The organism is Micromonospora sp. WMMD980, assembly GCF_029626035.1.
GTDB lineage: Bacteria > Actinomycetota > Actinomycetes > Mycobacteriales > Micromonosporaceae > Micromonospora.
In genome coordinates, this window is record NZ_JARUBE010000003.1 from 831,360 (window position 1) to 853,273 (window position 21,914).

Here is a 21,914-nt window from a genome sequence, read left to right on the forward strand (position 1 = left end):
CCCGCGGGTCGGCGTCGGTCGTTCACAGCCCGCGCAGGGCGCCGCCGTCGACCGGCACGGTCACCCCGGTGACGTAGCCGGCGGCAGGGGAGAGCAGGAACGCCGCCACCCGGCCGAACTCGGCCGGGTCGCCGATGCGGCCCAGCGGGATGGCCGCCTCCGCCTCGGCGCGGGCCCGGTCGGCGTCACCCGTGGCGGCCAGCAGCTCCCGGTTGCGGTCGGTCATGATCCGCCCGGGCAGCAGGCTCAGCACCCGCACGCCGCGCGGACCGTACTCGTCGGCCAGGTCCTTCGCCACGCCGGCCAGGCCGGGTCGCAGGCCGTTGGAGATGCCGAGGCCGGCCAGCGGGGCGCGTACCGAGGTGGACAGCACCAGGCCGATCGCACCGCCGTCGGTGAGCGCGCCGGCCACCGTGCGGGCGACCCGGACGCTGCCCAGGAAGACCGTCTCGAACGACTCCCGCCACTGCGCGTCGGTGACCTCGGCGGCGGTGCCCCGGGGCGGGCCACCGACCGAGATCAGCGCGCCGTCGAGGCGGCCGAAGTGCTCGCGCGCCGCCGTGACGAGGCGCTCCGGGGTGCCGGGGTCGGCGAGGTCGGCGGTCAGCCCGATGGCGCGCGCCGGGTCGCCGAGCGCCTCGACGGCGGCGGCCACCCGTTCCGGGGCCCGGGCGGAGATCACCACTCGGGCGCCGTCCGCGACGAGCTGCTCGGCGGTGGCGAAGCCGAGGCCGCCGGAGGCGCCGGTCAGCACGTACACCCGATCGGCCAGTCCGAGATCCATCGCCCGATCCTGCCGTACCGGACGGGCGTCTGTCAGCGCGGGGCGGGCCGCAGCAGGCGTACCCGGCCGGCGAGCTGCACCGCGACGGCGCCGCCGGTGCGCGCGAACGCCGGCAGCCGGCGGGGCCGGGGCGCGGCGCGGCCGTCGTAGCGGCTCGCGGCCTCGCGCACCGCCAGCTCCTCGGCGCCCAGCGGCGGCAGCGTGCCCCGCCCGCGCAACTCGCGGGCGAGGTCCCAGCCGTCGCGCAGCGAACCGTTGGTGGGGCGGCCGTCCGCCCACCCGGCGAACGTCGCGGGCCAGTCGGCGCCGAGGCCGGCGGCGAGCAGCGGCCAGTGCCGGGCCACGTCACCGGCCCGCTTGCGCAGCAGGGCCCGGCGGGCCGCGTCCACCGGCGCCGGGGCGAAGCCGGGCGGCAGCGGACCGCCGGCCACCAGCGCGGCGACCAGCTCGGCCTGCCGGGCCGCCAGGTCGCCGCTCACGTGACCGTCGGGTGGCCGGAGGCGGCGGCCAGCGCGTCCAGTTCGCCGCGCAGCTCGGCGGCGGGCGGGTAGTGGCCGTCGCGCTCCAGCAGCAGTGCCGGCGGGCGACGTCGCGCGCAGAGCCGGCGGACCAGGTCGAGCACCTCGGCGGGCACCGGGTCGGTGTGGGTGTCGTGGTAGTAGCCGCCGGCCTCGGCGCCGCCGGCCACGTGGACGTAGGCGATCCGTTCCAGCGGCAGCCGGTCCAGTAGCGCGGCGGCGTCGCCACCCCGGTTGCGGGCGTTGGCGTGCACGTTCGCGACGTCGAGCAGCAGCAGCGCCCCGGTGGCGTCGAGGATCTCGGTGAGGAAGTCGGCCTCGTCCAGCTCGTCGTCGGGCCAGTCGAAGAGCGCCGCGATCGGCTCCAGCGCCAGCGGCACCGGCAGCTCGGCCTGCGCCCGCCGCACGTTGGCCACCACCGCGGCCACCGCCTCCCGGCTGCGCGGCAGCGGCAGCAGGTGACCGGCCTCCAGCCCGCCGGCCCGCACGAACGCGATGTGCTCGCTGACCAGCGGCGCCGCCAGCGCCTCGGCCACCCCGGCCAGGTGCGCCACCCGGTGCGGGTCGACAGGTTCCGCGCCGCCGAGCGAGAGGCGCACCCCGTGGGGTACGACGGTGACGCCGCGCTCGCGCAGCTCGGCCAGGCCGTCGGGTAGCGGTCCGGTCGGGTTCACCCCTTCCGCGACCACCTCGACGAAGCGCAGCCCCGGCAGCCCGGCCACGAAGCCGGCGATCTCGGGGCGCCAGCCGATGCCGACGCCGGACGGGCCGCTCATCCGCCGCACCCGCCGCCACCCCCGCACCCGCCGCCGCCGCAGGAGGAGCTGCCGCCGCCGCAGGAGCTGCCGCCCCCGGAGCAGGAGCTGCCGCCACCGCCGCACGAGGTGCCGGAGCTGCCGGCGGTGCCCATCGCCTGGCGCTGGATCTCGGCCTGCTCCGCGAAACCCGGGTCCATGGTCCAGAGCGTCGCGGTGCCGAACAGCGCCACGCCCAGGGCCGCGTCCGACGGGCCGTAGGTGGCGTACGCGGGGGCGGCGGTGGGGCGCAGCCAGGCGTGCCGGCGGCGCAGGTCGCGCAGCGCGGCGGTGGCCGCCCGGGTGCGCCACGGCACGCGGTTGAGCAGCACGAACGCGACGAAGAGCGGGAACAGGGCGAGGAGCAGGAAGCCGGCGGGCCGGCCGTTGGTCAGGCCGACGAAGGCGCGGACGACGCCGAGCGCCAGCAGCAGGCCGAGCGCCGTGGACCCGCGTCGCAGCGTGCGACGGCGTTCCGGGTGCAGGGCCAGGCCCCGGCGGACCAGCCCGTCGCGCAGCTCGTCCAGCGCCCGCCGGACCCACTCGTCGCGGGCCAGCTCGCGGGTGCGCAGGCCACGGCTGGCGGCGTGGTGGACGGCCTGGTCGAGCGGGGTGACGCCGGCCGGCAGCGGCCCGCCGGGAGCCAGCCGCCGGTCCGGGTGCACGCCGACCGCGCCGGCCCGGCGCAGCCCGCCGAGCGAGGTCCAGACCGCGAGCTGGTCACCCCCGTTGAGGTACGCGACCTGCTGCGGCCCGAGCGCGCCGTGATCGGTCACGGCGGTGCCGGCCAGCGCGCGGAACCGGCGGACGGCCGTGACGACGACCAGGACGACGGCCGCGACGAGGTACCAGCGCAGGAAGACGGGGCCGGGCACGCCCCAGGTGTCGGCCGCGAGGACGGTCATGGGCTGCTCCTGTCGCGAGGGGATCGCGGCCCATTGTGGAGCAGGTGCGCCAACGTTGACCTCCTCGGTGCGGGCAGTTACCGGACCGAGACTCAGTGCCGGCGGACGGCCTCCTCGACCAGGTCGAGCACGCGGGTCAGGTCGCCCGCGGGCCGACCCATCGCCAGGTGCAGCACCAGCCCGTCGTAGGCCAGCTCCAGGAACTGGGCGAGCACGTCGATCGGCACGTCGTCGCGCAGCACGCCGGCTTCGCGCTGGCGGAGCAGGCGTTCCCGGGTCGCCTCGGCGATGGCCGCGGAGCGCTCGGACCAGCGCTTGGCGAACGCCGGGTCGGTGCGCAGCCGGCGGGAGACCTCGAGCTGGCTGCCGAGCCAGCCGGTGGTGTCCGGCGAGACGGCGCGGGCCAGCAGGTCTCGCATCACCTGGACGAGGCCGTTGCGGGCGACGGTCTCCACCATGGCGGCGGCGTCGTCCTCGGCCACGGCGAGGAAGAGCGAGTCCTTGTCGCGGAAGTGGTGGAAGATCGCGCCCCGGGAAAGGCCGGTGGCCTCCTCCAGCCGACGCACGGTGGCGCCCTCGTAGCCGTGCCGGGCGAAACACGCCCGGGCCGCGGTGAGGATCTCCTGCCGGCGCGCGTCGAGCTGGTCCTGACTTACTCTGGGCACGGCACGATCGTCGCAGGTGGGCAGGGTCGATGCAAACCGTACGTACGGATTGCGAGAACCGTTCGCTACGATCCCGGTCGTGCCCCTCCCCACCGCCCCGCTGACCGTCGCCGCCGTCCAGGCCGAACCGGCGCCCGGCGACGTCGCCGGCAACGCCTCCGCCGCCGCCCGTCTGGTCGGCCGCGCCGCCGGCGCCCGCGTGGTGGTGCTGCCCGAGCTGTTCCTGCCGGCGTACCATCCGCCGACGCTGGGTGCCGACCCCGGCGGGACGGACGTCGCCGCCGACTCCGACGGGCGGGTCGACGACCCCAGGCTCGACCCGCTGCGCGCCGCCGCCCGGGACACCGGAGCCGCAGTGGTGATCGGCGCGGCGGTCCGGCACCCCGACCGTCGACGCACCATCTCGTCGCTCGTCGTCGACCCCGCCGGCACGGTCACCGCCGCGTACGACAAGCAGCAGCTCTGGAGCGGCGAGCGTGAGTTGTTCGACGCCGGCCGGCGGGGCGCCACGCTGGTTGTCGACACGTGGCGGTTCGGCCTCGGCATCTGTTACGACGGCTGCTTCCCCGAGCACGGCCGGGCGGCGGCGGCCGACGGCGCGCACGGCTACCTCTGCCCGAGCGGCTACCTGGCCGGCTCGGCGCACCGCCGTGACCTCTACTACGCCGCCCGCGCGCTGGACAACACCATGTTCGTGGTCTTCGCCAACGCGGTGGGCGGCGCGGACCCGTGGCGGTTCAACGGTGGCGCGGCGGTCTACGACCCGGAGGGCCGACCCCTCGCCCGGGGCGCGGACACCGGCGAGGACGTGCTGGTGGCCACGCTGGACCCGACCGTCCTGGCGGACACCCGCGCGGCGCACACCATGCTGCTCGACCGGCTGCCGGACGCCGGGGCGGCCCGCGTCTCGTTCGTCGCCTGAGCGAAGGGGCCCCTCGGCCCTGCCGGCGCTCCGGCCGTTCCCGTAGGGTGCTCAGGTGCCGTTGCTCCTGCTCGATCTGGACAACACCCTGCTGGACCGCGACGGGCCGTTCCGCGCCTGGGGAGCACGCTTCCTGGACAGCGTCGGCGCGCCGCCCGCCGACCTCGACTGGCTGGTGTCCGTCGACGCCGACGGGCTGACCAACCGATGGGACGTGGCGGACGCCATCCGCGACCGCTACGGCCTGCGCATCCCCTCGATCGACCTGGTCGACGAGCTGCACGACGGGGTGGTGGAGCACTCGCGCCTGGACCCGTTGGTGGCGTGCGCGTTGCGGATCGCCGCCGACGCCGGCTGGGTGCCGGTCGTGGTCACCAACGGCGCCGCACGCCAGCAGGACACCAAGATCCGCAAGACCGGTCTGGACCGGTACGTCGCGGACTGGGTGATCTCCGAGGAGGCCGGGGTCAGCAAGCCCAACCCGCGCATCTTCGCGCTCGCCGCCCAGCGGGCCCGGATGCCGCTGCGCGGGTCCTGGGTGGTCGGCGACAGCCCCGAGGCGGACATCGGCGGCGCGACCGCGGTGGGCCTGCCCAGCGTCTGGCTACACCGGGGCCGGCGCTGGTCGGACCCGCGGTTCGCGCCGACCCGGGTGGAGGACGGGGTGATCCCGGCCGTGGCCGCCGTGCTGGCGGGCTGAGCGGGGAAAACCGGTTGACCCGCCCGGTGCGGCCCACGAGCATGGTGCCGCGCGAGGGCGCAGCCGGGTGTCGCCCGGTCGAGGAGAGGAGGTCGGTCATAGCCGTCTTTGCAGGGTCCATCCACCTGCCTCCACCAGCCTCGATCGAAGGACAGACCCACCCGTGCGCGATTACGACTTCCCGGCGCCGCAGCGCCGTGGCCGCGGCAAGAGCCGCTTCGACGACGACGAACCGCAGTTCCTGAAGCGAGGGCGGCCCCAGCCGACCCTCGCCGACCCGGACGCCGAGCCCGACACCGAGGACCGCTGGTCCTCGTGGGACCAGGCCGTCCACGGCCCCGAGCCGCACCCGGCCTGGCTGGTCACCGAGCTGGCCGCCCGCGACACCGAGCTGGGGGTGCTCAAGACCGGCAAGGAGGCGGACGTCCACCTGGTCCGCCGCGCCGTGCCGGACGCCGACCGCGGCTGCCTGCTGGCGGCCAAGCGCTACCGCGACGCGCAGCACCGGCTCTTCCACCGCGACGCCGGTTACCTGGAGGGCCGACGGGTCCGCCGCTCGCGGGAGATGCGGGCGATGACCGGCCGCACCGCGTTCGGCCGGCAGATGATCGCCGGGCAGTGGGCGGCGGCCGAGTTCGCCGCGCTGTCCCGACTCTGGGAGATCGGGGCCGCCTCCGGGCGGATCGCCGTGCCCTACCCGGTGCAGCTGCTCGGCACCGAGCTGATGCTGGAGTTCGTGGGCGACGCCGAGGCGGGCGAGGCCGCGCCCCGGCTGGCCCAGGTCCGGCCCACCGGCGCGGAGCTGCGTGACCTGTGGGCGCAGATGGTCGACGCGCTCGTGGTGCTGGCCCGTGCCGGGTACGCCCACGGCGACCTGTCGCCGTACAACCTCCTGGTGCACGCCGACCGGCTGGTCATGATCGACCTGCCGCAGGTGGTCGACGTGGTGGCCAACCCGCAGGGCGGCGAGTTCCTGGCCCGCGACGTGCGGGTGGTGGCCGCCTGGTTCACCGCCCGGGGGCTGCCGGCCTCCGCCGCCGATCCGGTGGCGCTGACCGGGACGCTGCTGCGGGAGGCGGGCCTCCGCTGACCCGCGGATGTCCCGGGCGGGACCGATCCCGCCCGGGACACCGGGCGCGTCGTACCGGTCCATCGGGAGGCGCGGTCGGGCCGCACCGGTCCCGAGCCGGGCGAGGGCCGGGCCGTGCCGCCCGGCCGCCGGGTCACTGGAGGTAGCGCTCGACCTCCGGCACCGGGCGCTCGCCCTGGGCGTCCGGGTCGCCATGGACCTGCCGGGCCGCCCGGCGGCGGCGGAGCAGGTCCCAGCACTGGTCCAGGGACTCCTCCAGGTGCCGCAGCCGCTCGCGCGCCTCGTCGTCGGTGCCGGCCTCGTGCTCCTGCGCGCCGGCGCGCAGCCGGTGCTCCTCGTCGACGAGTTCCGAGATCCGGCTCAGGATGGTCTTGTCGTCCATGCCCGAAGCTTGGCACAGCGGACGCCCCCGCGCCCGCGTTCCCGCTGCCGGAGACGGGTGTTAACAGGGGGCCCCGCCTATACCGGAAGCGTTAAGCGGGGGCCCCGCCTTGCGCCGGAAGGCTTGCGGCGTGACGCATATCCCACCGGCTCCATTCTCGACAAAGAGATTGTTGTTAAGTGAAATATTCTCCGAGCCGTCTTTTGATTCACCGCTCAGGATGGCATGCTCACCAGCAGCGTTCACGGGTCGACGCGGGGTAGCGACCCTCAGTCAACCCGAGGGAGCGTTCAGGTGGTCGATTCGTCCGGCCCGTCCCGACCCGCCGGGCGGCCGCGCACCGTGCCGTTGCGACATATCCTGCCCGCCGTCCTGCGGGACCCGGCCCGCGCGCTGATCGACATCGGCAACCGCACCGGTGGCGACCTCGTCCGGCTCAACCTCGGCTCGTTCCGTCCGTACCTGGTCACCCACCCCCGGCACGTGCAGTACGTGCTGCGCGACCGGGCGGACAACTACGAGCGGGCCGGCGACGGCCTGTTCTGGCGCCCGGTCAAGCGGCTGTTCGGCGAGGGCATCCTCGGCGAGGGACAGATCTGGTCGGCCAGCCGCCGGATGCTGCAACCGATGTTCACCGCCAAGCGGGTCGACGCGCTCATCGACGGCATGGCCGGGGCCATCAGCGACGCCGTCGACGAGCTGGACGAGCCGTACCGCGCCGGACGGCCCGTCGACATCGGCGTGGAACAGGCCCGCATCGTCAGCCGGGCGATCATGAAGGTGCTCTTCGCCGACCGGATCTCGGTGCCGGACGCGATGCGCGTGATCGAGGCCCAGGACCGCATCGCCACCGCCGTCATCCCGCGGATCGTGGTGCCGTTCGCGCCGCTGTCCCTGCCCATGCCGGGCGACCGCGCGTTCCGCCGCGCGGTACGCGTCGTCGACGACGTGCTGGTGCCGATCGTCCGGCAGACCCGCGACGACGCCGGCCCGGCCGACGACATCATCTCCACGCTCTGGCGGGCCCGCACCGACGACGGCCGGCAGCTCGACGAGCGGCAGGTCCGCAACGACACCGTGGCCATGTTCGCGGCCACCACCGAGACCACCATCAACGTGCTCACCTGGGCCTGGCCCCACCTGCACCAGCACCCCGAGGTCGCCGAGCGGCTCCACGCCGAGATCGACGAGGTGGTCGGCGGCGGGCCGGTACGCCGCGAGCACCTGAGTCGGCTCACCTACACCCGGATGGTGCTCGACGAGTTGCTGCGGCTCTACCCGATCGGCTGGATCATCCCCCGCCGCGCGGTCGCCGAGGACGTCATCGACGGAGTGCCGATCGAGGCCGGGGCGACCATGGCGGTCAGCCCGCTGATCACCCAGCGGATGGGCCAGTTCTGGGACCGCCCGGACGAGTTCGACCCGGAGCGGTTCCGGCCCGAGCGGGTCCGGGCCCGCCACCGGTACGCCCACTTCCCGTTCGGCGGCGGCCCGCACCAGTGCCTCGGCATGAACCTGTTCTATCTGGAGGCTCAGCTCATCCTCGCCACCATGCTCGGCCGCTACCGCTTCCGGCTGCGCCGCACCGACGTGCCGGGGCTGCGCCTGGCCGCGGCGCTGCGACCGCGTGAACGCGTCGAGCTGACGCTGCTCGCCGCCGGCCGGGCGGAGTCGGCGTGACGGGCCTGCCGGCGCCGGACCCGATCGCCGCAGCCGCGGAACAGGGCCGGATCTGCGCGCTCGCGGCGCACGGTCAGCGCGCCCTGGGCAAGGCCGCCGCGGCCCACCCGGAGCTGTTCCCCGGCGAGCCGTTCGACGCGACGCTGTTCAGCAGCATCGCCGCCGCGATGGCGTTCAGCGCCCCCTGGCACACCGCCGCGGAGCTGGCCGTCACCAACCGGGCCGTGCTGTGGGGCTTCGCGGTCGACTGGCTCGTCGACCATCAGGCGACCAGCCGGGCCGAGGTCGACCGGATCGCCGGCACCTGCCTGGACGTGCTCGACGGCGCCGACGCCGACGACCCGCTGGGCCGGTTCCTCGTCGAGCTGCGCGACGACGTCGCGGCCGCGCCCGGCTACGACGCGCTGCGCGGGCGCTGGCGCGCCACGATGGACCGCACCCTCGCCGCGATGGCCCGCGAGTGGACGTGGCGCGGCGACGCCACGCGCCCGACGCTCGCCGACTATCTCGCCAACGCGGACAACCTCGCCGCCACCGCGGTCAACGTGGCGCACTGGATCCACACCGGGTCGGCGCGCGACGTCGCCACCCTGGACCGGCTCGTCGAGGTCGGCGACGAGGTGCAGCGGGCCCTGCGGCTGGTCAACGACCTCGGCACCCACCGCCGCGACGTGGAGTCGGGCGATCTCAACGCGTTGCTGCTGGTGGACGACCCGGCGGAGATCGAGCGGCGGTTCGCCGAGCAGGTCGACAGCTGCCGGGTGCTGCTGGCGGACCTGGCCGGCGAGGTGCCCCGGGAGGCCGACTTCCTGGCCCGGCAGCTCGGCTACACCACCGGGTTCTACCGGCACACCGACTTCTGGGGCGTGCGGTGAGTCTCACCGCCCGGCCCGCGACCCGGCCCGGACCCGCCCGCGAACTGGTCGACGCGCTCGCCCACGACCCGGCCGGGCAGAGTTCGCCGTCGGTCTACGAGACCGGCCGGTTGGTCGCGCTGGCGCCCTGGCTGCCCGGCCACGACGCCCGCCTGGCCTGGCTGCTCGCCCGGCAGCACCCGGACGGCGGCTGGGGTGGCCCCGGCGGCTACGCGCTGGTGCCGACGGTGAGCGCCGTCGAGGCCCTGCTGGCCGTGCTGCACCGCGACGGGTCGGCCGCCGCGCCCGCCGCCGCGCACCGGGGGTTGACGTTCCTGGCCGGCGCGCTGCGCGCCGGCACCCCGCCCGACCTGCCGGCCACCGACCTGATCGTGCCGGCGTTGCTGGCCGCCGTCGACCGGCGTCTCACCGGGCCGGCGGGACCGCCGCCCGGGCTGGCCGAGTGGGCGGACCGGCCCCGCCTGCCGCTGCCGGCCGGTCTCGACCCGGCCCGCCTGACCCGGGTACGCGGCCTGCTGGCCGCCGGCCGCCCCGTCCCGGAGAAGCTGGCGCACGCGCTGGAGGTGGCCGGCGAACTGGCCCACCGGGCGGCGGGTGTGCGTCCCTCGGCGAGCGGGTCGGTGGGCGCGTCACCGGCCGCCACGGCCGCCTGGCTCGGCCGGCCCGAACCCGGCGCCGCCCTGGACTACCTGCGCGCGGTCGCCCGGTCCGGCCCGGTGCCCTGCGCCAGCCCGATCACCGTCTTCGAGCGGGCCTGGGTGCTCGCCGCGCTGACCCGGGCCGGTGTCCCGGTGCGCGTGCCCGAGCCGGTGGTGGCCGAGCTGCGCGCCGCAGTCGGCGCGTCCGGCGCGGCCACCGCGCCCGGCCTGCCGGCCGACGCCGACACCACGGCGGTCACGCTCTACGTGCTGGCCCGGCTGGGCCGGTCGCCCGGCGTCGGCCCGCTCGCCGGGTACGACACCGGGCGGCACTTCTGCACCTGGCCGGGGGAGGACGGGGCGTCGCTGACCACCAACGCGCACGTGCTCGACGCGCTCGGCGAGCACCCCAGCCGCCCGGGCGTCACGGCGGCCCGCCGTCGGGTGACCGAGTGGCTCGTCGCGCGGCAGGAGCCGGACGGTCGGTGGGACGACCGTTGGCACGCCTCCGCCTACTACGCGACCCACGCGGTGCTGCTCGCCCTGGCCGACCACGCGCCTGACGGCGCGGCCCGGGGCGCCGTGGAGCGGGGGGTCGGCTGGTTGCTGGACACGCAGCGTCCGGACGGCTCGTGGGGGCGCTGGCACGGCACCGCCGAGGAGACCGCGTACGCGGTGCTCGCGCTGGCCGGCGCGGGCCGTGCGGGGGACGCGCGGATCGCCGCGGCGCTGACGCGGGGACGCGCCCGCCTGTCCGAGCTGGACGGACGCGACGGCGCTCCGGCACTCTGGCACGACAAGGACCTCTACCGACCGACGCTGATCGTGCGCGCGGCGGTGCTGGCCGCCTCGGGCCGTGCCGGCCGGGCATCGACGCAGCCGGCACCCACCATGATCAGGATCGCTTGAATGGAGTTCACGACGGCTGCTAGCGTGCGCCGGAGTCGATCGGATTTCGAGCCGACCGAAGACCGGGCCAGGACGGTGTGATGGGTTCACGCAGTACGAATCTCCGTACGAAGATCATCGCCCTGCTGGCGTCGCTGATCGCGCTCTGGGGCTTCGCCGCCTGGGTGACCGTGCGCGACGGGTTCAACCTGCTCGGCGTGCAGGCGCTCAACGCGCGGGTCTTCGAGCCGAGCGACCCGCTGCTGCTGGAGCTGCAGAACGAGCGCCGCCTGTCGTTGCGCTACCTGGGCGAGTCCGATCCCGCGCAGTTGCAGGAGTTGCAGGCCCAGCGTGGGCGCACCGACGAGGCGGCCACGACGCTGTGGGACTCGGTGCAGGACTGGCGCACCGAGGTCCCGGCCAGCGACGAGCTGGAGCAGCGGCTCGCCGAGCTGAGGACCGAGATCGGCCAGCTCACCCAGGTTCGTGACGAGGTCGGCCGCAAGACCATCGACCGCACCGCCACGTTGACCGCGTACGACGAGGCGGTCGACGGGATCTTCGCGGTCTTCGACGCGCTCGGCGGCCTCGACGACGACCAGATCGCCCGGGACACCGCCGCGCTGATCGACCTGAACCGCTCCCGTGAGCTGCTGTCCCAACAGGACGCCCTGCTCACCGGCGCGGTCGCGGCCAACCGGCTGACCGTCGCCGAGCAGACCGCGTTCGCCCGGCTGGTGGGCGCGCAGTGGTTCCTCGCCGACCGCACCGCCCGGGAGCTGGCCCCGACCGACCGGGCCCGCTACCAGCAGATGGTCGAGGGAGAGGCATTCGGGCAGCTGCGCACCCTCCAGGACCGGGTGCTCGCGGCCAAGGGCGAGGACGTGCGCCCGCCGGTCACCGCCGACGCCTGGCGGGCCGCCGCCGACCGCGCGATGGCCGACCTGCGCGGGGTGATCCTCGCCGGTGGTGAGGACATCGTCTCCCGGGCCACCCCGGTCGCCGTCGGCGTCATCGTCCGGCTGGTGCTCGCCGCCGGCCTCGGCCTGATCGCCGTCGTCGCGTCCGTGATCGTCTCGATCACCACCGCCCGGGCGCTGGTCCGGCAGCTGGAGCGGCTGCGGGAGGCGGCGTTCCGGCTGGCCAACGAGCGGCTGCCGAGCGTGGTGGAGCGGCTCGGTCGGGGCGAGGAGGTGGACGTCGGACGGGAGGCGCCACCGCTGCAGTTCGGCGACGACGAGATCGGCCAGGTCGGCAGGGCCTTCAACGTGGTGCAGGAAACCGCCGTCCGCACCGCCGTCGAGCAGGCCGAGCTGCGCCGCAGCGTCCGCGACGTGTTCCTCAGCCTGGCCCGGCGCACCCAGGCGCTGGTGCACCGCCAGCTCACCCTCCTCGACGCCATGGAACGCCGCGAACACGACGCCGAGGAGCTGGAGGACCTGTTCCGGGTCGACCACCTCGCGACCCGGATGCGGCGCAACGCGGAGAACCTGATCGTGCTCTCCGGCTCGACGCCCGGGCGCGCCTGGCGACGCAGCGTCCCGATGGTCGACGTGGTGCGCGGCGCGGTCGCCGAGGTGGAGGACTACACCCGGGTGACCGTCCGGCCGCTGGGCGCGGTGTCGCTGACCGGCCGCGCCGTCGGCGACGTGATCCACCTGCTGGCCGAGCTGATCGAGAACGGCCTGTCCTTCTCGCCGCCGCAGACCACCGTGGAGGTGCGCGGCCAACTGGTCGCCAACGGCTTCGCCATCGAGATCGAGGACCGGGGCCTCGGCATGAGCGGCGACGAGCTGGCCGCCGCGAACGCGCGCATCGTCGACCGCTCCGAGCTGAACCTGGCCGACGCGGCCCGGCTCGGCCTGTTCGTGGTCAGCCGGCTCACCGAGCGGCACGGCGTGCGGGTGCAGCTGCGGGAGTCCGCGTACGGCGGCACCACGGCGGTGGTGCTGATTCCGCGCGAGCTGATCACCGAGGACGGTGGGGGCTTCGGCGGCGCCCGTGAGGTGACCGCCGCTCCGGTGCCGTCGCCGGCCGGCGAGCCCGCGTCTCCGCCGGCCCGCTCCGATGACGAGACCGCCGCCGTCGAGCCGGTCGAGGACGGCGACGCCGGCGCGGCCACCCCGGCCGACCCGGGTACGCCCGAGGTCGAGCCGGAGCCGGCGGCTCCCCGGCTGACCCCGTCCGGCCTGCCGGCGCGTATCCGCAAACGGCAACCGGCGGTGGCCGGGCCGACCGCGGAGCTGGCCATGGTCGAGACCCGCGCGGCGCCGGCGCCGGCGGCGGCCGAAGCGCCCGCGCCGGTGACCGACGCGGGGTTGCCGGTTCGGGTGCGTCAGGCCAGTCTGAACCCGGAGCTGCGGCACGAGCAGTCCGATGCGGACGCCGACGGGGTGGAGGACGCGGCGCGCGCGCCGGAGCAGGTACGCCGGATGATGAGCTCCTACCAGAGCGGGACCCGACGCGGCCGCACCGACGCGGCACGGTTGCTCGGCGGGGCGCACGGGGCCGGCGGCGGGCCGGCCGACGACAACGAGCAAGCCACCTGACCGGACGTCGACGCCGACGGTTCCGGGACGAGAACGGCACACCAGCCGGGGAGAAGAGGACGACGAGTGGCGCAGAAGACGGCTTCGAGCGCGGATCTTGCGTGGCTGCTGGATGACCTGGTCGGCCGGGTCAAGCAGGCGGAACACGCCGTGGCGCTCTCCACCGACGGACTGCTGATGGCCTCGTCCCGCGGATTGAGCCGGGACGACGGCGAGCACCTGGCGGCGATGGCGGCGGGCATCCAGAGCCTCGCCCGCGGCGCCGGCAAGCGGTTCGGCGGTGGTCAGGTGCAGCAGACCATCATCGAGATGCAGTCCTCGTTCCTCTTCGTCACCGCGGCCGGCCGGAACGCCTGCCTCGCGGTGTTGGCGTCGGAGGACGCGGACGTCGGCCTGATCGCCTACGAGATGGCCATGCTCGTCACCCGGGTCGGCCGGTTCGTCGCGTCACCGACCCGGGAACAGCCCCTCGGCGAGACCACGGCGCGATGACCGCCCCGGGGGATCCGACGGAGCAGGAGTGGGTGGACGACCACGCGGGCCCGGTGGTCCGCCCGTACGCGGTGACCGGTGGCCGGGCGCGCCCGGTGACCGGCACGTTCGACCTGATCTCCCTGGTGACCGCGACGCGGAACGAGGTGGGGTCGGAGTCCGGGCTCGGCCCGGAGCACGTGGCGATCGTCGGCCTCTGCCAGCGGATCCAGTCCGTGGCCGAGATCGCCGCCCATCTCGACCTGCCCGTGGGCACCGTCCGGGTTCTCCTCGGAGACCTGGCCGCCCGCAGCCTGGTGCAGGTACGCGAGCCGCGCGCCACCCCCGCCGGCCTTCCCGACGAGCACGTTTTCGAGGCGGTAATCAATGGACTACGGGCGCTCTGAGCGGCCGGCGGGAGCGGCGCCGCTGCCCACCGCGATCAAGATCCTGATCGCCGGCGGTTTCGGCGTGGGCAAGACCACCATGGTCGGCGCGGTCAGCGAGACCCGACCGCTCCGCACTGAGGAGGTGCTGACCGAGACCGGGATCGGCATCGACGACCTGTCCGGTGTGGAGGAGAAGTCGACCACCACCGTGGCGATGGACTTCGGCCGGATCACCATCAGCGACGACCTGGTGCTCTACCTGTTCGGCACGCCCGGGCAGGACCGGTTCTGGTTCGTCTGGGACGAGCTGGCGCTCGGTGCGCTCGGCGCGGTGGTGCTCGCCGACACCCGCCGGCTTGCCGACTGCTTCCCGTCGATCGACTACTTCGAGGGGCGGGGCACGCCGTTCGTGGTGGCGGTGAACTGCTTCGAGGGCGCCCGCACGTTCCGGCTGGACGAGGTGCAGGCGGCGCTCGACCTGGACCCGGGCGTGCCGGTGGTGCTCTGCGACGCGCGGCAGCGCGAGTCCGCCAAGGAGGTGCTGATCACGCTGCTGGAGCACGCCATGAAGCTGCGGGAGGCGCGTCGGCGGGCCGCCGGTGACTGACCTGACGGTCCGGGCGATGTCCGCGGCGGAGTTCGGCCGCTGGCAGCAGGAGCTGGCCGTCGAGTACGCGCGGGAACACGTCACGGCGGGCAACTGGACCGCCGAGGAGGGGCCCGACGGCCGCCAGGCTTTACCGGATGTCCGGCTATCGGGTGGTCACTCAGCAGATGCGCAAGGACCTGCTCGCCTAGGCGAGTGGCGACGCCTCGGCGCTCTGGTTACCCAGCGTTACCGGCGTGAAGGACAGTCTGCTTGTGAGCGGTATACCTGTCAGTCATGAATATGACTGACAGGTATACCGCCTCAACCTCATCACTATTCCTGGTCCGACACGCCCGGGACGCGGCGTCCCTCGCCGTCGAGGGCAGGTGACGGACGGCCGCCCGGCCGAGCGCGATGAGCTGGAACAGTTGGGCGTGCTCACGGACCTCCGGGCCCGTGCCGTCCGGGTACGTGCCGTTCCGCAGCGGCCAGCGTGGCAGCGGCAGGTCGGGCAACGACTCGACATCGGCCAGGCGCAGGCTCGCCCGGGCGGCCAGCGGGTGCGCCGTCGGCAGCACCGCGACCTGCTGCTCCGTCACCAGCTCCTCGATGTCGAGCCCGGCCGTCGAGTCGAACGGCAGATGCAGCAGGGCCACGTCGGCCCGGCCGTCGCGCAGCAGCCGTTCCTGTTCCCCGATGCCGCACAGCAGCACCTCCACGGCGACCGCGTCGGGCTCGGCGGCGTACGCGTCGAGCAGTTTCGGCAGCAGCTCGCCGGACGCCCCGGCCTTCGCGGCGAGCACCAGGCCGGGCCCGCCGTCCACGGCGGACGCGGCGCGGCGGGTGCGGCGGTCGGCGGCGGCCACCGCGTCCAGCGCGGCCCGGCCCTCGCGCAGCAGCACCGCACCCGCCGGGGTCAGGCTGACGGCCCGGCTGTCGCGCTCCAGCAGCGTCGCCCCGAGTCGCCGTTCGAGCTGTCGGATCGCCCGCGACAGCGGCGGCTGGGCGATGCCGAGGCGGCGCGCGGCCCGCCCGAAGTGCAGCTCCTCGGCGACCGCGACGAAGTAGCGCAGCTCCCGCGTCTCCATCCGGCCACCGTATCCCGGCCCGATACCCGGCGGGTATCGGTCCTTACCGAGACGGTGTTGGCTGGCCGGTGGCGGCGCGGACAGGATCGACCGCATGAGCGAACGCACGATCGCGCTGGTCACCGGCGCGAACAAGGGAATCGGGTACGAGATCGCGGCCGGGCTGGGCGCCCTGGGCTGGCGGGTGGGCGTCGGCGCCCGGGACGAGCAGCGGCGGGAGGTGGCCTACGCCCCGTCGAAGTCGATGCTCAACGCGGTGACAATCCAGTACGCCCGCGCGCTGGCCGACACGAACGTCCTGGTCAACGCCGGATGCCCCGGCTACACCGCGACCGACCTGAACGGCTTCAGCGGGGTGCGGACGCCGCGGCAGGGCGCGGCGAACGCGTCCAACTCGGCGAGCGCGTCCGCGGCCCGGTCGGCCGGAAGACCGCCGTCGTTACGGTCCGGCAGAGCGGCGGTCAGCGTCGGGAAGCGGTTGGCGCCGGCCGCGCGCAGCGCCTGTTGGAACAGCCGTACACCGGTCCAGTTGGCGACGCCCTCGCTCACCAGCTCCATGTGCGGGTGCGGGCAGGCGTCCCCGGCCCGCCAGGCGTGGAAGGCGTGGTCGGCCGCCGCGTCGTACGCGCCGGTCTGGAGCAGGGCGAGGTGGCCGTCCTCGTCGTGGCCGACCGGCCCGACCGGGCACGGCGTGGCGAGGTCGTCCTGCCAGCACCGGCAGGACACGTACGCGTCCAGTCCCATGGCGGGCCACGCTACCGGTAAGCGGCGTCGGTCAGGTGACGGCCAGCAGCACGCCCTCGCCCTGCGTCGCGGCGGTGCGGTAGAAGCGACGCAGGGCGACGAAGTTCGGCCAGAGGTAGGTGTCGAACTCGTCGTCGCCGTCGTGCCAGATGGCCGGGTAGATCCCCTCGGCCGTCATGGCGGCCGGGTCGAAGCGGGCACGCAGCGTCGCGTCGTCCACCGCGTCGAGCCCGTCGGCCACCGCGCGGACGGCGTCCGGGGTGAGCAGCCGGGGCGGGCCGTAGCCGACGTCGTCGCCGATCGGCTCGCCGCCGAGGATCGCCGCCCCGGCGCCGTCGTCGGTGTCCCACGCGGTCCCGGTCAGCAGGTAGTGCAACCCGTGCCAGGACTTGTCCAGATCGAGGAGGGGGTCGTCGCCGTGCAACAACGGCGCCACCGTCGTCGGGTCGGCCGCCGCCGCCGTCAGTTCCGGGCCGGAGAGCCGGCGTCCGATGAGAACCATGCCCATGGTGCGGCACGCTAGCGCAGCGGTACGACGGTCGTGCCATCATCGGCGGCGTGAGCACCCGATCCCGGCACCTCAGCGTGCACATCGACCGCCCGGTGGCGGCGGTCTACGCGTTCGCGTCCGACCCGGCCAACCTGCCCCGCTGGGCGCCCGGCCTGGGTGGCTCGGTGACCCGCGAGGATGGCCGTTGGTTCGTGGACACCCCCGAGGGGCGGGCGCGGCTGACGTTCGCCCCGGCCAACGACCACGGCGTGCTCGACCACGAGGTGCACACGCCGGCCGGTGAGACGGTGTACGTGCCGCTGCGCGCCATCGCCGACGGCGACGGCACAGAAGTGGTGTTCAGCCTGCGTCGGGGCCCCGGCATGAGCGACGCCGACTTCGAGCGGGACGCCGCGCTGGTCCAGGGCGACCTGGCCCGGCTCAAGGCGGTGCTGGAGGACGCCGACGGGGCCCTCAGCGCGGGGTCAGTGTCACGAACCGGGTCCACGCGGCCGGGGTGAAGGTGAGCACCGGCCCGGTCGGGTCCTTCGAGTCGCGTACGCCGACCACCCCGGGCAGGTTGCCGGCGACCTCGACGCAGTCGCCGCCGTTGCCGCCGCTGCGGGTGCTCTTGCGCCACCGGGCGCCGCTCAGGTCCATGCCGCCGCAACTTCCTCGAGGAGTTCCAGGGTCCGCGCGCGGGGCAGTGCCTCGCCCCGGATGCGTTCCCACCGACGCTCCAGGGTAGCAATCTCCGAGGGCTGCTCGATGATCTGCGCCTGCGCCTGACTGTCCACATGCGCCACCCGGGCGCCATCGCGCAGCTCGGCGATGACGAATGGGCCGTCCAGCCCCGGATAGGTCGGCGTGTCGGCGGGCACCACGTGGAGCTGCACGTTCGGCAGTTCGGCGCAGGCCGCCAGGTGGGCCACCTGTGCGGCCATCAGCGCCCGGTCGCCGGCTGCCGCGCGGCGCAGCACCTGCTCGTCGAGCACCACGACATAGAGTGGCCCGCGCGGGCGGTCCAGGATGCCCTGCCGGTCCAGCCGCGCCGCGACCAGGTCGGTGACCTCGTCGTCGGTGAGCGGCTGGCCGAGGAACGTGGCCCGCGCGTACGCCTCGGTCTGCAACAGGCCCGGCACCCAGGCGAGTTGAAAGGCGCGCAGCGCGACCGCCTCGCGCTCGATGTCCACCCAGGGGCGGAACCAGACCGGCTCACGGCGGCGGCCCACGTCCGGCCAGAGCACGTCCATCGGCTGGCCGAGCAGGTCGGCGACGGTGGCCCGGTGCCGGCTCTGCGGGATGTGCCCGGGGTTCGCCCAGCGAGCCACCGTCTTCGGGTGCAGGCCGAGCCGTTCCGCCAGACTCTCGGCGGTGTGACCCGAGCCGGCCAGCGCCGTGACGAAGGCATGGTTCATGCCGGTTCCTCCCCGGAGCAAAGAAAGCGTCCGAAGGAGTTTACCCAACGCTGTGTGATTGTTCGAACACGGTAGGCACGGTGGAGTCATGACCGACCCGACACCGAGCCTCGCGTACCCCCGGGTGGTGCTGCCGTTGCCCGCGCACCGTGCGTGCGGTCCGGCCTGGCGCTGCGACCGCTGCGGCGAGCCCTGGCCGTGCCCGACGCTGCGGGCCACGCCCACCGACGCGGCCCGCCGCGCCACGCTGATCCCCGAGTTCTCCCGGATCACCCGGCAGGCCATCCGCGACCTGCGCGGGCGGCCCGACGGCCCGGACCCGGTCGCCATCGTGCGGCGGTTCCTGTGGTTCCTGCCGCTCACCGACGCCGAGGCGCGCGCCGTCGCCCTCCGCCTCCGCTGAGATGTAAGGAGGGGCCCCTTGTTAACAGACGTCTGTTAACAAGGGGCCCCTCCTTACACCAATCAGCTGGCGATCATCCGGCGCAGCACGTACTGGAGGATGCCGCCGTGCCGGTAGTAGTCCGCCTCACCGGGGGTGTCGATGCGGACCACGGCGTCGAACTCCACGCCGGTGTCGGTGGTGACCGTCACCGTGCGCGGGGTGTCGCCGTCGTTCAGCGCGGTCACGCCGCTGATCGAGAACGTCTCGGTGCCGGTCAGGCCCAGCGACTCCGCGGTGGTGTCGACCGGGAACTGGAGCGGCAGGACGCCCATGCCGATCAGGTTCGAGCGGTGGATCCGCTCGTACGACTCGGCGATGACCGCCTTCACGCCCAGCAGCATGGTGCCCTTGGCCGCCCAGTCGCGCGACGAGCCCGAGCCGTACTCCTTGCCGGCCAGGATGACCAGCGGGACGCCCGCCTCCTGGTAGGCCATCGAGGCGTCGTAGATCGAGGACTGCTCGCCGGTCAGGTGGTTGACCGTGAATCCACCCTCCACGCCCGGGACGAGCTGGTTGCGCAGCCGGATGTTGGCGAACGTGCCCCGGATCATCACCTCGTGGTTGCCCCGGCGGGAGCCGTACGAGTTGAACTCGTGCCGGGCCACGCCGTGCTCGGCCAGGTAGGTGCCGGCGGGGGAGTCCGCCTTGATCGAACCGGCCGGGGAGATGTGGTCGGTGGTCACCGAGTCACCGAGCTTCGCCAGCACCCGAGCTGGACCGATATCGGAGACAGGCGCCGGCAGGCGCCGCATGCCCTCGAAGTACGGGGGCTTGCGCACGTAGGTGGAGTCGCCGGCCCAGGAGAACGTGTCACCGGTCGGGGTCGGCAGCGACTGCCAGCGCTCGTCGCCGGCGAACACGTCGGCGTACGCGGCGCTGAAGCCGGTGGCGCCGATCGCGGAGGCGATGACGTCCTGGATCTCGGCGGTGTTCGGCCAGATCTCCCGCAGGAACACCGGGTTGCCCTGGGCGTCCTCGCCGATCGGCTCGTTCGCCAGGTCGATGTCCATGGTGCCGGCGAGCGCGTACGCGACCACCAGCGGCGGGGACGCCAGGTAGTTCATCTTGACGTCCGGGTTGATCCGGCCCTCGAAGTTGCGGTTGCCCGACAGCACCGAGACGACCGCCAGGTCGCCGTCGTTCACGGCGGCGGAGACCTCCTCCGGCAGCGGGCCGGAGTTGCCGATGCAGGTGGTGCAGCCGTAGCCGACCAGGTTGAAGCCGAGCTTCTCCAGGTAGGGCGTGAGGCCGGACCGGTCGTAGTAGTCCATGACGACCTTCGAGCCCGGCGCCAGGGTGGTCTTCACCCACGGCTTGCGGGCCAGGCCCTTCTCCACCGCGTTGCGGGCCAGCAGCGCCGCGCCGATCATCACCTGCGGGTTCGAGGTGTTGGTGCAGGAGGTGATCGCGGCGATCACCACCGCGCCGTGGTCCAGCTCGTACTCGACGCCGTCGGCGCCGGTCACCCGTACCGGGTTGGTGGCCCGGCCGCCCGCGCCCACCGCGGCGGTCTCCAGGTCACGCGGCGCGTCCGCCGGGTCGTTCACCCCGTTGGCCGGGGCGTCGCTGGCCGGGAAGGACTCGGCGCTGGCCTCGTCGGCCGGGCCGTCGGTGCCGAACGGCTTCTGCTGCTGCGGCACGCCCGGCTTGCGGCCGGGGTCGCCGCCGGTCTCGTCGGCCGCCACGTAGTCGGTGAGCGCGGAGCGGAACAGCGTCTTGGCGCTACCGAGCGGGACCCGGTCCTGCGGGCGCTTCGGGCCGGCCAGGGACGGCTCGATGGTGCCGAGGTCCAGCTCCAGGCGCTCCGAGTAGTCCGGCTCGTGGTCCGGGTCGTGCCAGAGGCCCTGCTCCTTGGCGTACGCCTCGACCAGCGCGACCTGCTGCGGGTCGCGCCCGGTCAGCTCCAAATAGCGGACGGTCTCGGCGTCGATCGGGAAGATCGCCACGGTGGAGCCGTACTCCGGGGACATGTTGCCGATGGTGGCGCGGTTGGCCAGCGGCACCGCGCTCACACCCGGGCCGTAGAACTCGACGAACTTGCCGACCACGCCGTGCTTGCGCAGCATCTCGGTGATGGTCAGCACCAGGTCGGTGGCGGTGGTGCCGGCCGGCATCTCGCCGGAGAGCTTGAAGCCGACCACGCGCGGGATGAGCATGCTGACCGGCTGGCCGAGCATCGCGGCCTCGGCCTCGATGCCGCCGACGCCCCAGCCCAGCACGCCCAGGCCGTTGACCATGGTGGTGTGCGAGTCGGTGCCGACGACGGTGTCCGGGTACGCCTGGCCGTTGCGCTCCATGATCGTACGGGCCAGGTACTCGATGTTGACCTGGTGCACGATGCCGGTGCCCGGCGGGACGACCTTGAACTCGTTGAACGCACTCTGCCCCCAGCGCAGGAACTGGTAGCGCTCCTTGTTGCGCTCGTACTCCAGCTCGACGTTGCGCTCGAACGCGTCCTCGCGGCCGAACAGGTCGGCGATGACGGAGTGGTCGATGACCAGCTCGGCCGGGGCGAGCGGGTTCACCTTGGTGGCGTCGCCGCCGAGGTCGCGGACGGCCTCGCGCATGGTGGCCAGGTCGACCACGCAGGGCACGCCGGTGAAGTCCTGCATCAGCACCCTTGCCGGGGTGAACTGGATCTCCACGCTCGGGTCGGCACCGGGGTCCCAGCCGCCGAGCTGCGAGATGTGGTCGGCGGTGATGTTCGCGCCGTCCTCGGTCCGCAGCAGGTTCTCCAGCAGGATCTTCAGGCTGTAGGGCAGTCTGTCGTGCCCCGGAACCTGGCCGATCCTGAAAATCTCGTAGCTCGCGTCTCCGACGCGTAGCTGGGTCTTCGCACCGAAGGTGTCGAGGCTCGCCACGTCGTACTCCTTCACACCAGCGACCGTGA

At 74.3% G+C, this 21,914-nt stretch carries 24 protein-coding genes and 1 pseudogene; 13 read left to right on the forward strand and 12 right to left on the reverse strand.

Annotated features, from left to right (window positions below; all coding sequences use genetic code 11):
* Positions 1–22: 22 nt before the first annotated feature.
* The 5 genes from O7618_RS04400 to O7618_RS04420 form a co-directional block, all read right to left on the reverse strand.
* Positions 23–784 (reverse strand): SDR family oxidoreductase, encoded by a 762-nt coding sequence (locus O7618_RS04400; RefSeq protein WP_278104663.1) that lies wholly within the window; start codon positions 782–784, stop codon positions 23–25.
* Positions 785–816: 32 nt separating this feature from the next.
* Positions 817–1,263 carry a hypothetical protein gene (locus tag O7618_RS04405; protein WP_278104664.1) on the reverse strand — a complete coding sequence of 149 codons (447 nt, stop codon included), beginning with the start codon at positions 1,261–1,263 and terminating at the stop codon, positions 817–819.
* Positions 1,260–2,078: a DUF692 domain-containing protein gene (locus tag O7618_RS04410; RefSeq protein WP_278104665.1), complete on the reverse strand. Its 819-nt coding sequence runs from the start codon at positions 2,076–2,078 to the stop codon at positions 1,260–1,262. The genes O7618_RS04405 and O7618_RS04410 overlap by 4 nt, the downstream gene beginning before the upstream one ends.
* Positions 2,075–3,001, reverse strand: coding sequence for a TIGR04222 domain-containing membrane protein (locus tag O7618_RS04415; RefSeq protein ID WP_278104666.1), 927 nt, complete (start codon positions 2,999–3,001; stop codon positions 2,075–2,077). The genes O7618_RS04410 and O7618_RS04415 overlap by 4 nt, the downstream gene beginning before the upstream one ends.
* A gap of 92 nt (positions 3,002–3,093) precedes the next feature.
* Entirely contained in the window at positions 3,094–3,666 is a 573-nt protein-coding gene (locus O7618_RS04420) for a TetR/AcrR family transcriptional regulator (protein ID WP_181569362.1), read from the reverse strand.
* A 79-nt stretch (positions 3,667–3,745) separates the two neighbouring features.
* On the opposite strand from O7618_RS04420, the gene O7618_RS04425 reads away from it, so the two are divergent.
* From O7618_RS04425 to O7618_RS04435, 3 genes are all read left to right on the forward strand, one after another.
* Positions 3,746–4,588 carry a carbon-nitrogen hydrolase family protein gene (locus O7618_RS04425; protein ID WP_278104668.1) on the forward strand — a complete coding sequence of 281 codons (843 nt, stop codon included), beginning with the start codon at positions 3,746–3,748 and terminating at the stop codon, positions 4,586–4,588.
* Positions 4,589–4,643: 55 nt separating this feature from the next.
* Positions 4,644–5,288 carry an HAD-IA family hydrolase gene (locus O7618_RS04430; RefSeq protein ID WP_278104669.1) on the forward strand — a complete coding sequence of 215 codons (645 nt, stop codon included), beginning with the start codon at positions 4,644–4,646 and terminating at the stop codon, positions 5,286–5,288.
* A 163-nt stretch (positions 5,289–5,451) separates the two neighbouring features.
* Positions 5,452–6,378, forward strand: coding sequence for an RIO1 family regulatory kinase/ATPase (locus O7618_RS04435; protein ID WP_278104670.1), 927 nt, complete (start codon positions 5,452–5,454; stop codon positions 6,376–6,378).
* A gap of 133 nt (positions 6,379–6,511) precedes the next feature.
* Here the strand turns inward: O7618_RS04435 and O7618_RS04440 are convergent, their stop codons facing one another.
* Entirely contained in the window at positions 6,512–6,760 is a 249-nt protein-coding gene (locus tag O7618_RS04440) for a DUF2630 family protein (RefSeq protein ID WP_278104671.1), read from the reverse strand.
* A gap of 342 nt (positions 6,761–7,102) precedes the next feature.
* On the opposite strand from O7618_RS04440, the gene O7618_RS04445 reads away from it, so the two are divergent.
* From O7618_RS04445 to O7618_RS04475, 7 genes are all read left to right on the forward strand, one after another.
* Positions 7,103–8,440 carry a cytochrome P450 gene (locus O7618_RS04445; protein ID WP_278109910.1) on the forward strand — a complete coding sequence of 446 codons (1,338 nt, stop codon included), beginning with the start codon at positions 7,103–7,105 and terminating at the stop codon, positions 8,438–8,440.
* Positions 8,437–9,315 (forward strand): terpene synthase family protein, encoded by an 879-nt coding sequence (locus O7618_RS04450; protein ID WP_278104672.1) that lies wholly within the window; start codon positions 8,437–8,439, stop codon positions 9,313–9,315. The genes O7618_RS04445 and O7618_RS04450 overlap by 4 nt, the downstream gene beginning before the upstream one ends.
* The gene (locus O7618_RS04455; RefSeq protein WP_278104673.1) at positions 9,312–10,862 is read left to right on the forward strand and encodes a prenyltransferase/squalene oxidase repeat-containing protein; all 1,551 of its coding nucleotides are present in this window, start codon (positions 9,312–9,314) and stop codon (positions 10,860–10,862) included. The genes O7618_RS04450 and O7618_RS04455 overlap by 4 nt, the downstream gene beginning before the upstream one ends.
* A gap of 80 nt (positions 10,863–10,942) precedes the next feature.
* Positions 10,943–13,390, forward strand: a complete 2,448-nt coding sequence (locus O7618_RS04460) for a nitrate- and nitrite sensing domain-containing protein (RefSeq protein WP_278104674.1) — start codon at positions 10,943–10,945, stop codon at positions 13,388–13,390.
* A gap of 66 nt (positions 13,391–13,456) precedes the next feature.
* Positions 13,457–13,882 (forward strand): roadblock/LC7 domain-containing protein, encoded by a 426-nt coding sequence (locus O7618_RS04465; protein WP_278104675.1) that lies wholly within the window; start codon positions 13,457–13,459, stop codon positions 13,880–13,882.
* Complete coding sequence (locus O7618_RS04470; protein WP_278104677.1) at positions 13,879–14,268, forward strand: DUF742 domain-containing protein; 390 nt, start codon at positions 13,879–13,881, stop codon at positions 14,266–14,268. The genes O7618_RS04465 and O7618_RS04470 overlap by 4 nt, the downstream gene beginning before the upstream one ends.
* The gene (locus O7618_RS04475) at positions 14,249–14,857 is read left to right on the forward strand and encodes an ATP/GTP-binding protein (protein ID WP_091071806.1); all 609 of its coding nucleotides are present in this window, start codon (positions 14,249–14,251) and stop codon (positions 14,855–14,857) included. The genes O7618_RS04470 and O7618_RS04475 overlap by 20 nt, the downstream gene beginning before the upstream one ends.
* Positions 14,858–15,075: 218 nt before the next feature.
* Here the strand turns inward: O7618_RS04475 and O7618_RS04480 are convergent, their stop codons facing one another.
* On the reverse strand, positions 15,076–15,927 hold the full coding sequence (locus O7618_RS04480; RefSeq protein ID WP_278104678.1) for a LysR family transcriptional regulator: 852 nt from the start codon (positions 15,925–15,927) through the stop codon (positions 15,076–15,078).
* A gap of 94 nt (positions 15,928–16,021) precedes the next feature.
* Here O7618_RS04480 and O7618_RS04485 point away from each other — a divergent pair.
* Positions 16,022–16,309, forward strand: a pseudogene (locus O7618_RS04485) (SDR family NAD(P)-dependent oxidoreductase); the annotation flags it as partial.
* On the opposite strand, the gene O7618_RS04490 reads toward O7618_RS04485, so the two are convergent.
* Both O7618_RS04490 and O7618_RS04495 read right to left on the reverse strand, forming a co-directional pair.
* Entirely contained in the window at positions 16,249–16,671 is a 423-nt protein-coding gene (locus O7618_RS04490) for a hypothetical protein (RefSeq protein WP_278104679.1), read from the reverse strand. The pseudogene O7618_RS04485 and the gene O7618_RS04490 sit on opposite strands and share 61 nt — an antisense overlap.
* 31 nt (positions 16,672–16,702) lie before the next feature.
* Positions 16,703–17,173 (reverse strand): YfbM family protein, encoded by a 471-nt coding sequence (locus O7618_RS04495; RefSeq protein ID WP_278104680.1) that lies wholly within the window; start codon positions 17,171–17,173, stop codon positions 16,703–16,705.
* A 56-nt stretch (positions 17,174–17,229) separates the two neighbouring features.
* On the opposite strand from O7618_RS04495, the gene O7618_RS04500 reads away from it, so the two are divergent.
* Positions 17,230–17,682: an SRPBCC family protein gene (locus O7618_RS04500; protein ID WP_278104681.1), complete on the forward strand. Its 453-nt coding sequence runs from the start codon at positions 17,230–17,232 to the stop codon at positions 17,680–17,682.
* On the opposite strand, the gene O7618_RS04505 is transcribed toward O7618_RS04500, so the two are convergent.
* A complete protein-coding gene (locus O7618_RS04505; RefSeq protein ID WP_278104682.1) occupies positions 17,636–17,821 on the reverse strand; it encodes a DUF397 domain-containing protein in 186 nt (61 codons plus the stop codon). The two genes, O7618_RS04500 and O7618_RS04505, sit on opposite strands and share 47 nt — an antisense overlap.
* A complete protein-coding gene (locus O7618_RS04510; protein ID WP_278104683.1) occupies positions 17,812–18,579 on the reverse strand; it encodes a DUF5753 domain-containing protein in 768 nt (255 codons plus the stop codon). Before O7618_RS04510 ends, O7618_RS04505 begins: the two co-directional genes overlap by 10 nt.
* A gap of 88 nt (positions 18,580–18,667) precedes the next feature.
* Between O7618_RS04510 and O7618_RS04515 the strand changes: the two genes are divergently transcribed.
* Positions 18,668–18,982 carry a hypothetical protein gene (locus O7618_RS04515; protein ID WP_278104684.1) on the forward strand — a complete coding sequence of 105 codons (315 nt, stop codon included), beginning with the start codon at positions 18,668–18,670 and terminating at the stop codon, positions 18,980–18,982.
* A gap of 62 nt (positions 18,983–19,044) precedes the next feature.
* Here the strand turns inward: O7618_RS04515 and O7618_RS04520 are convergent, their stop codons facing one another.
* On the reverse strand, positions 19,045–21,900 hold the full coding sequence (locus O7618_RS04520) for an aconitate hydratase (RefSeq protein ID WP_278104685.1): 2,856 nt from the start codon (positions 21,898–21,900) through the stop codon (positions 19,045–19,047).
* Between the last annotated feature and the right edge of the window lie 14 nt (positions 21,901–21,914).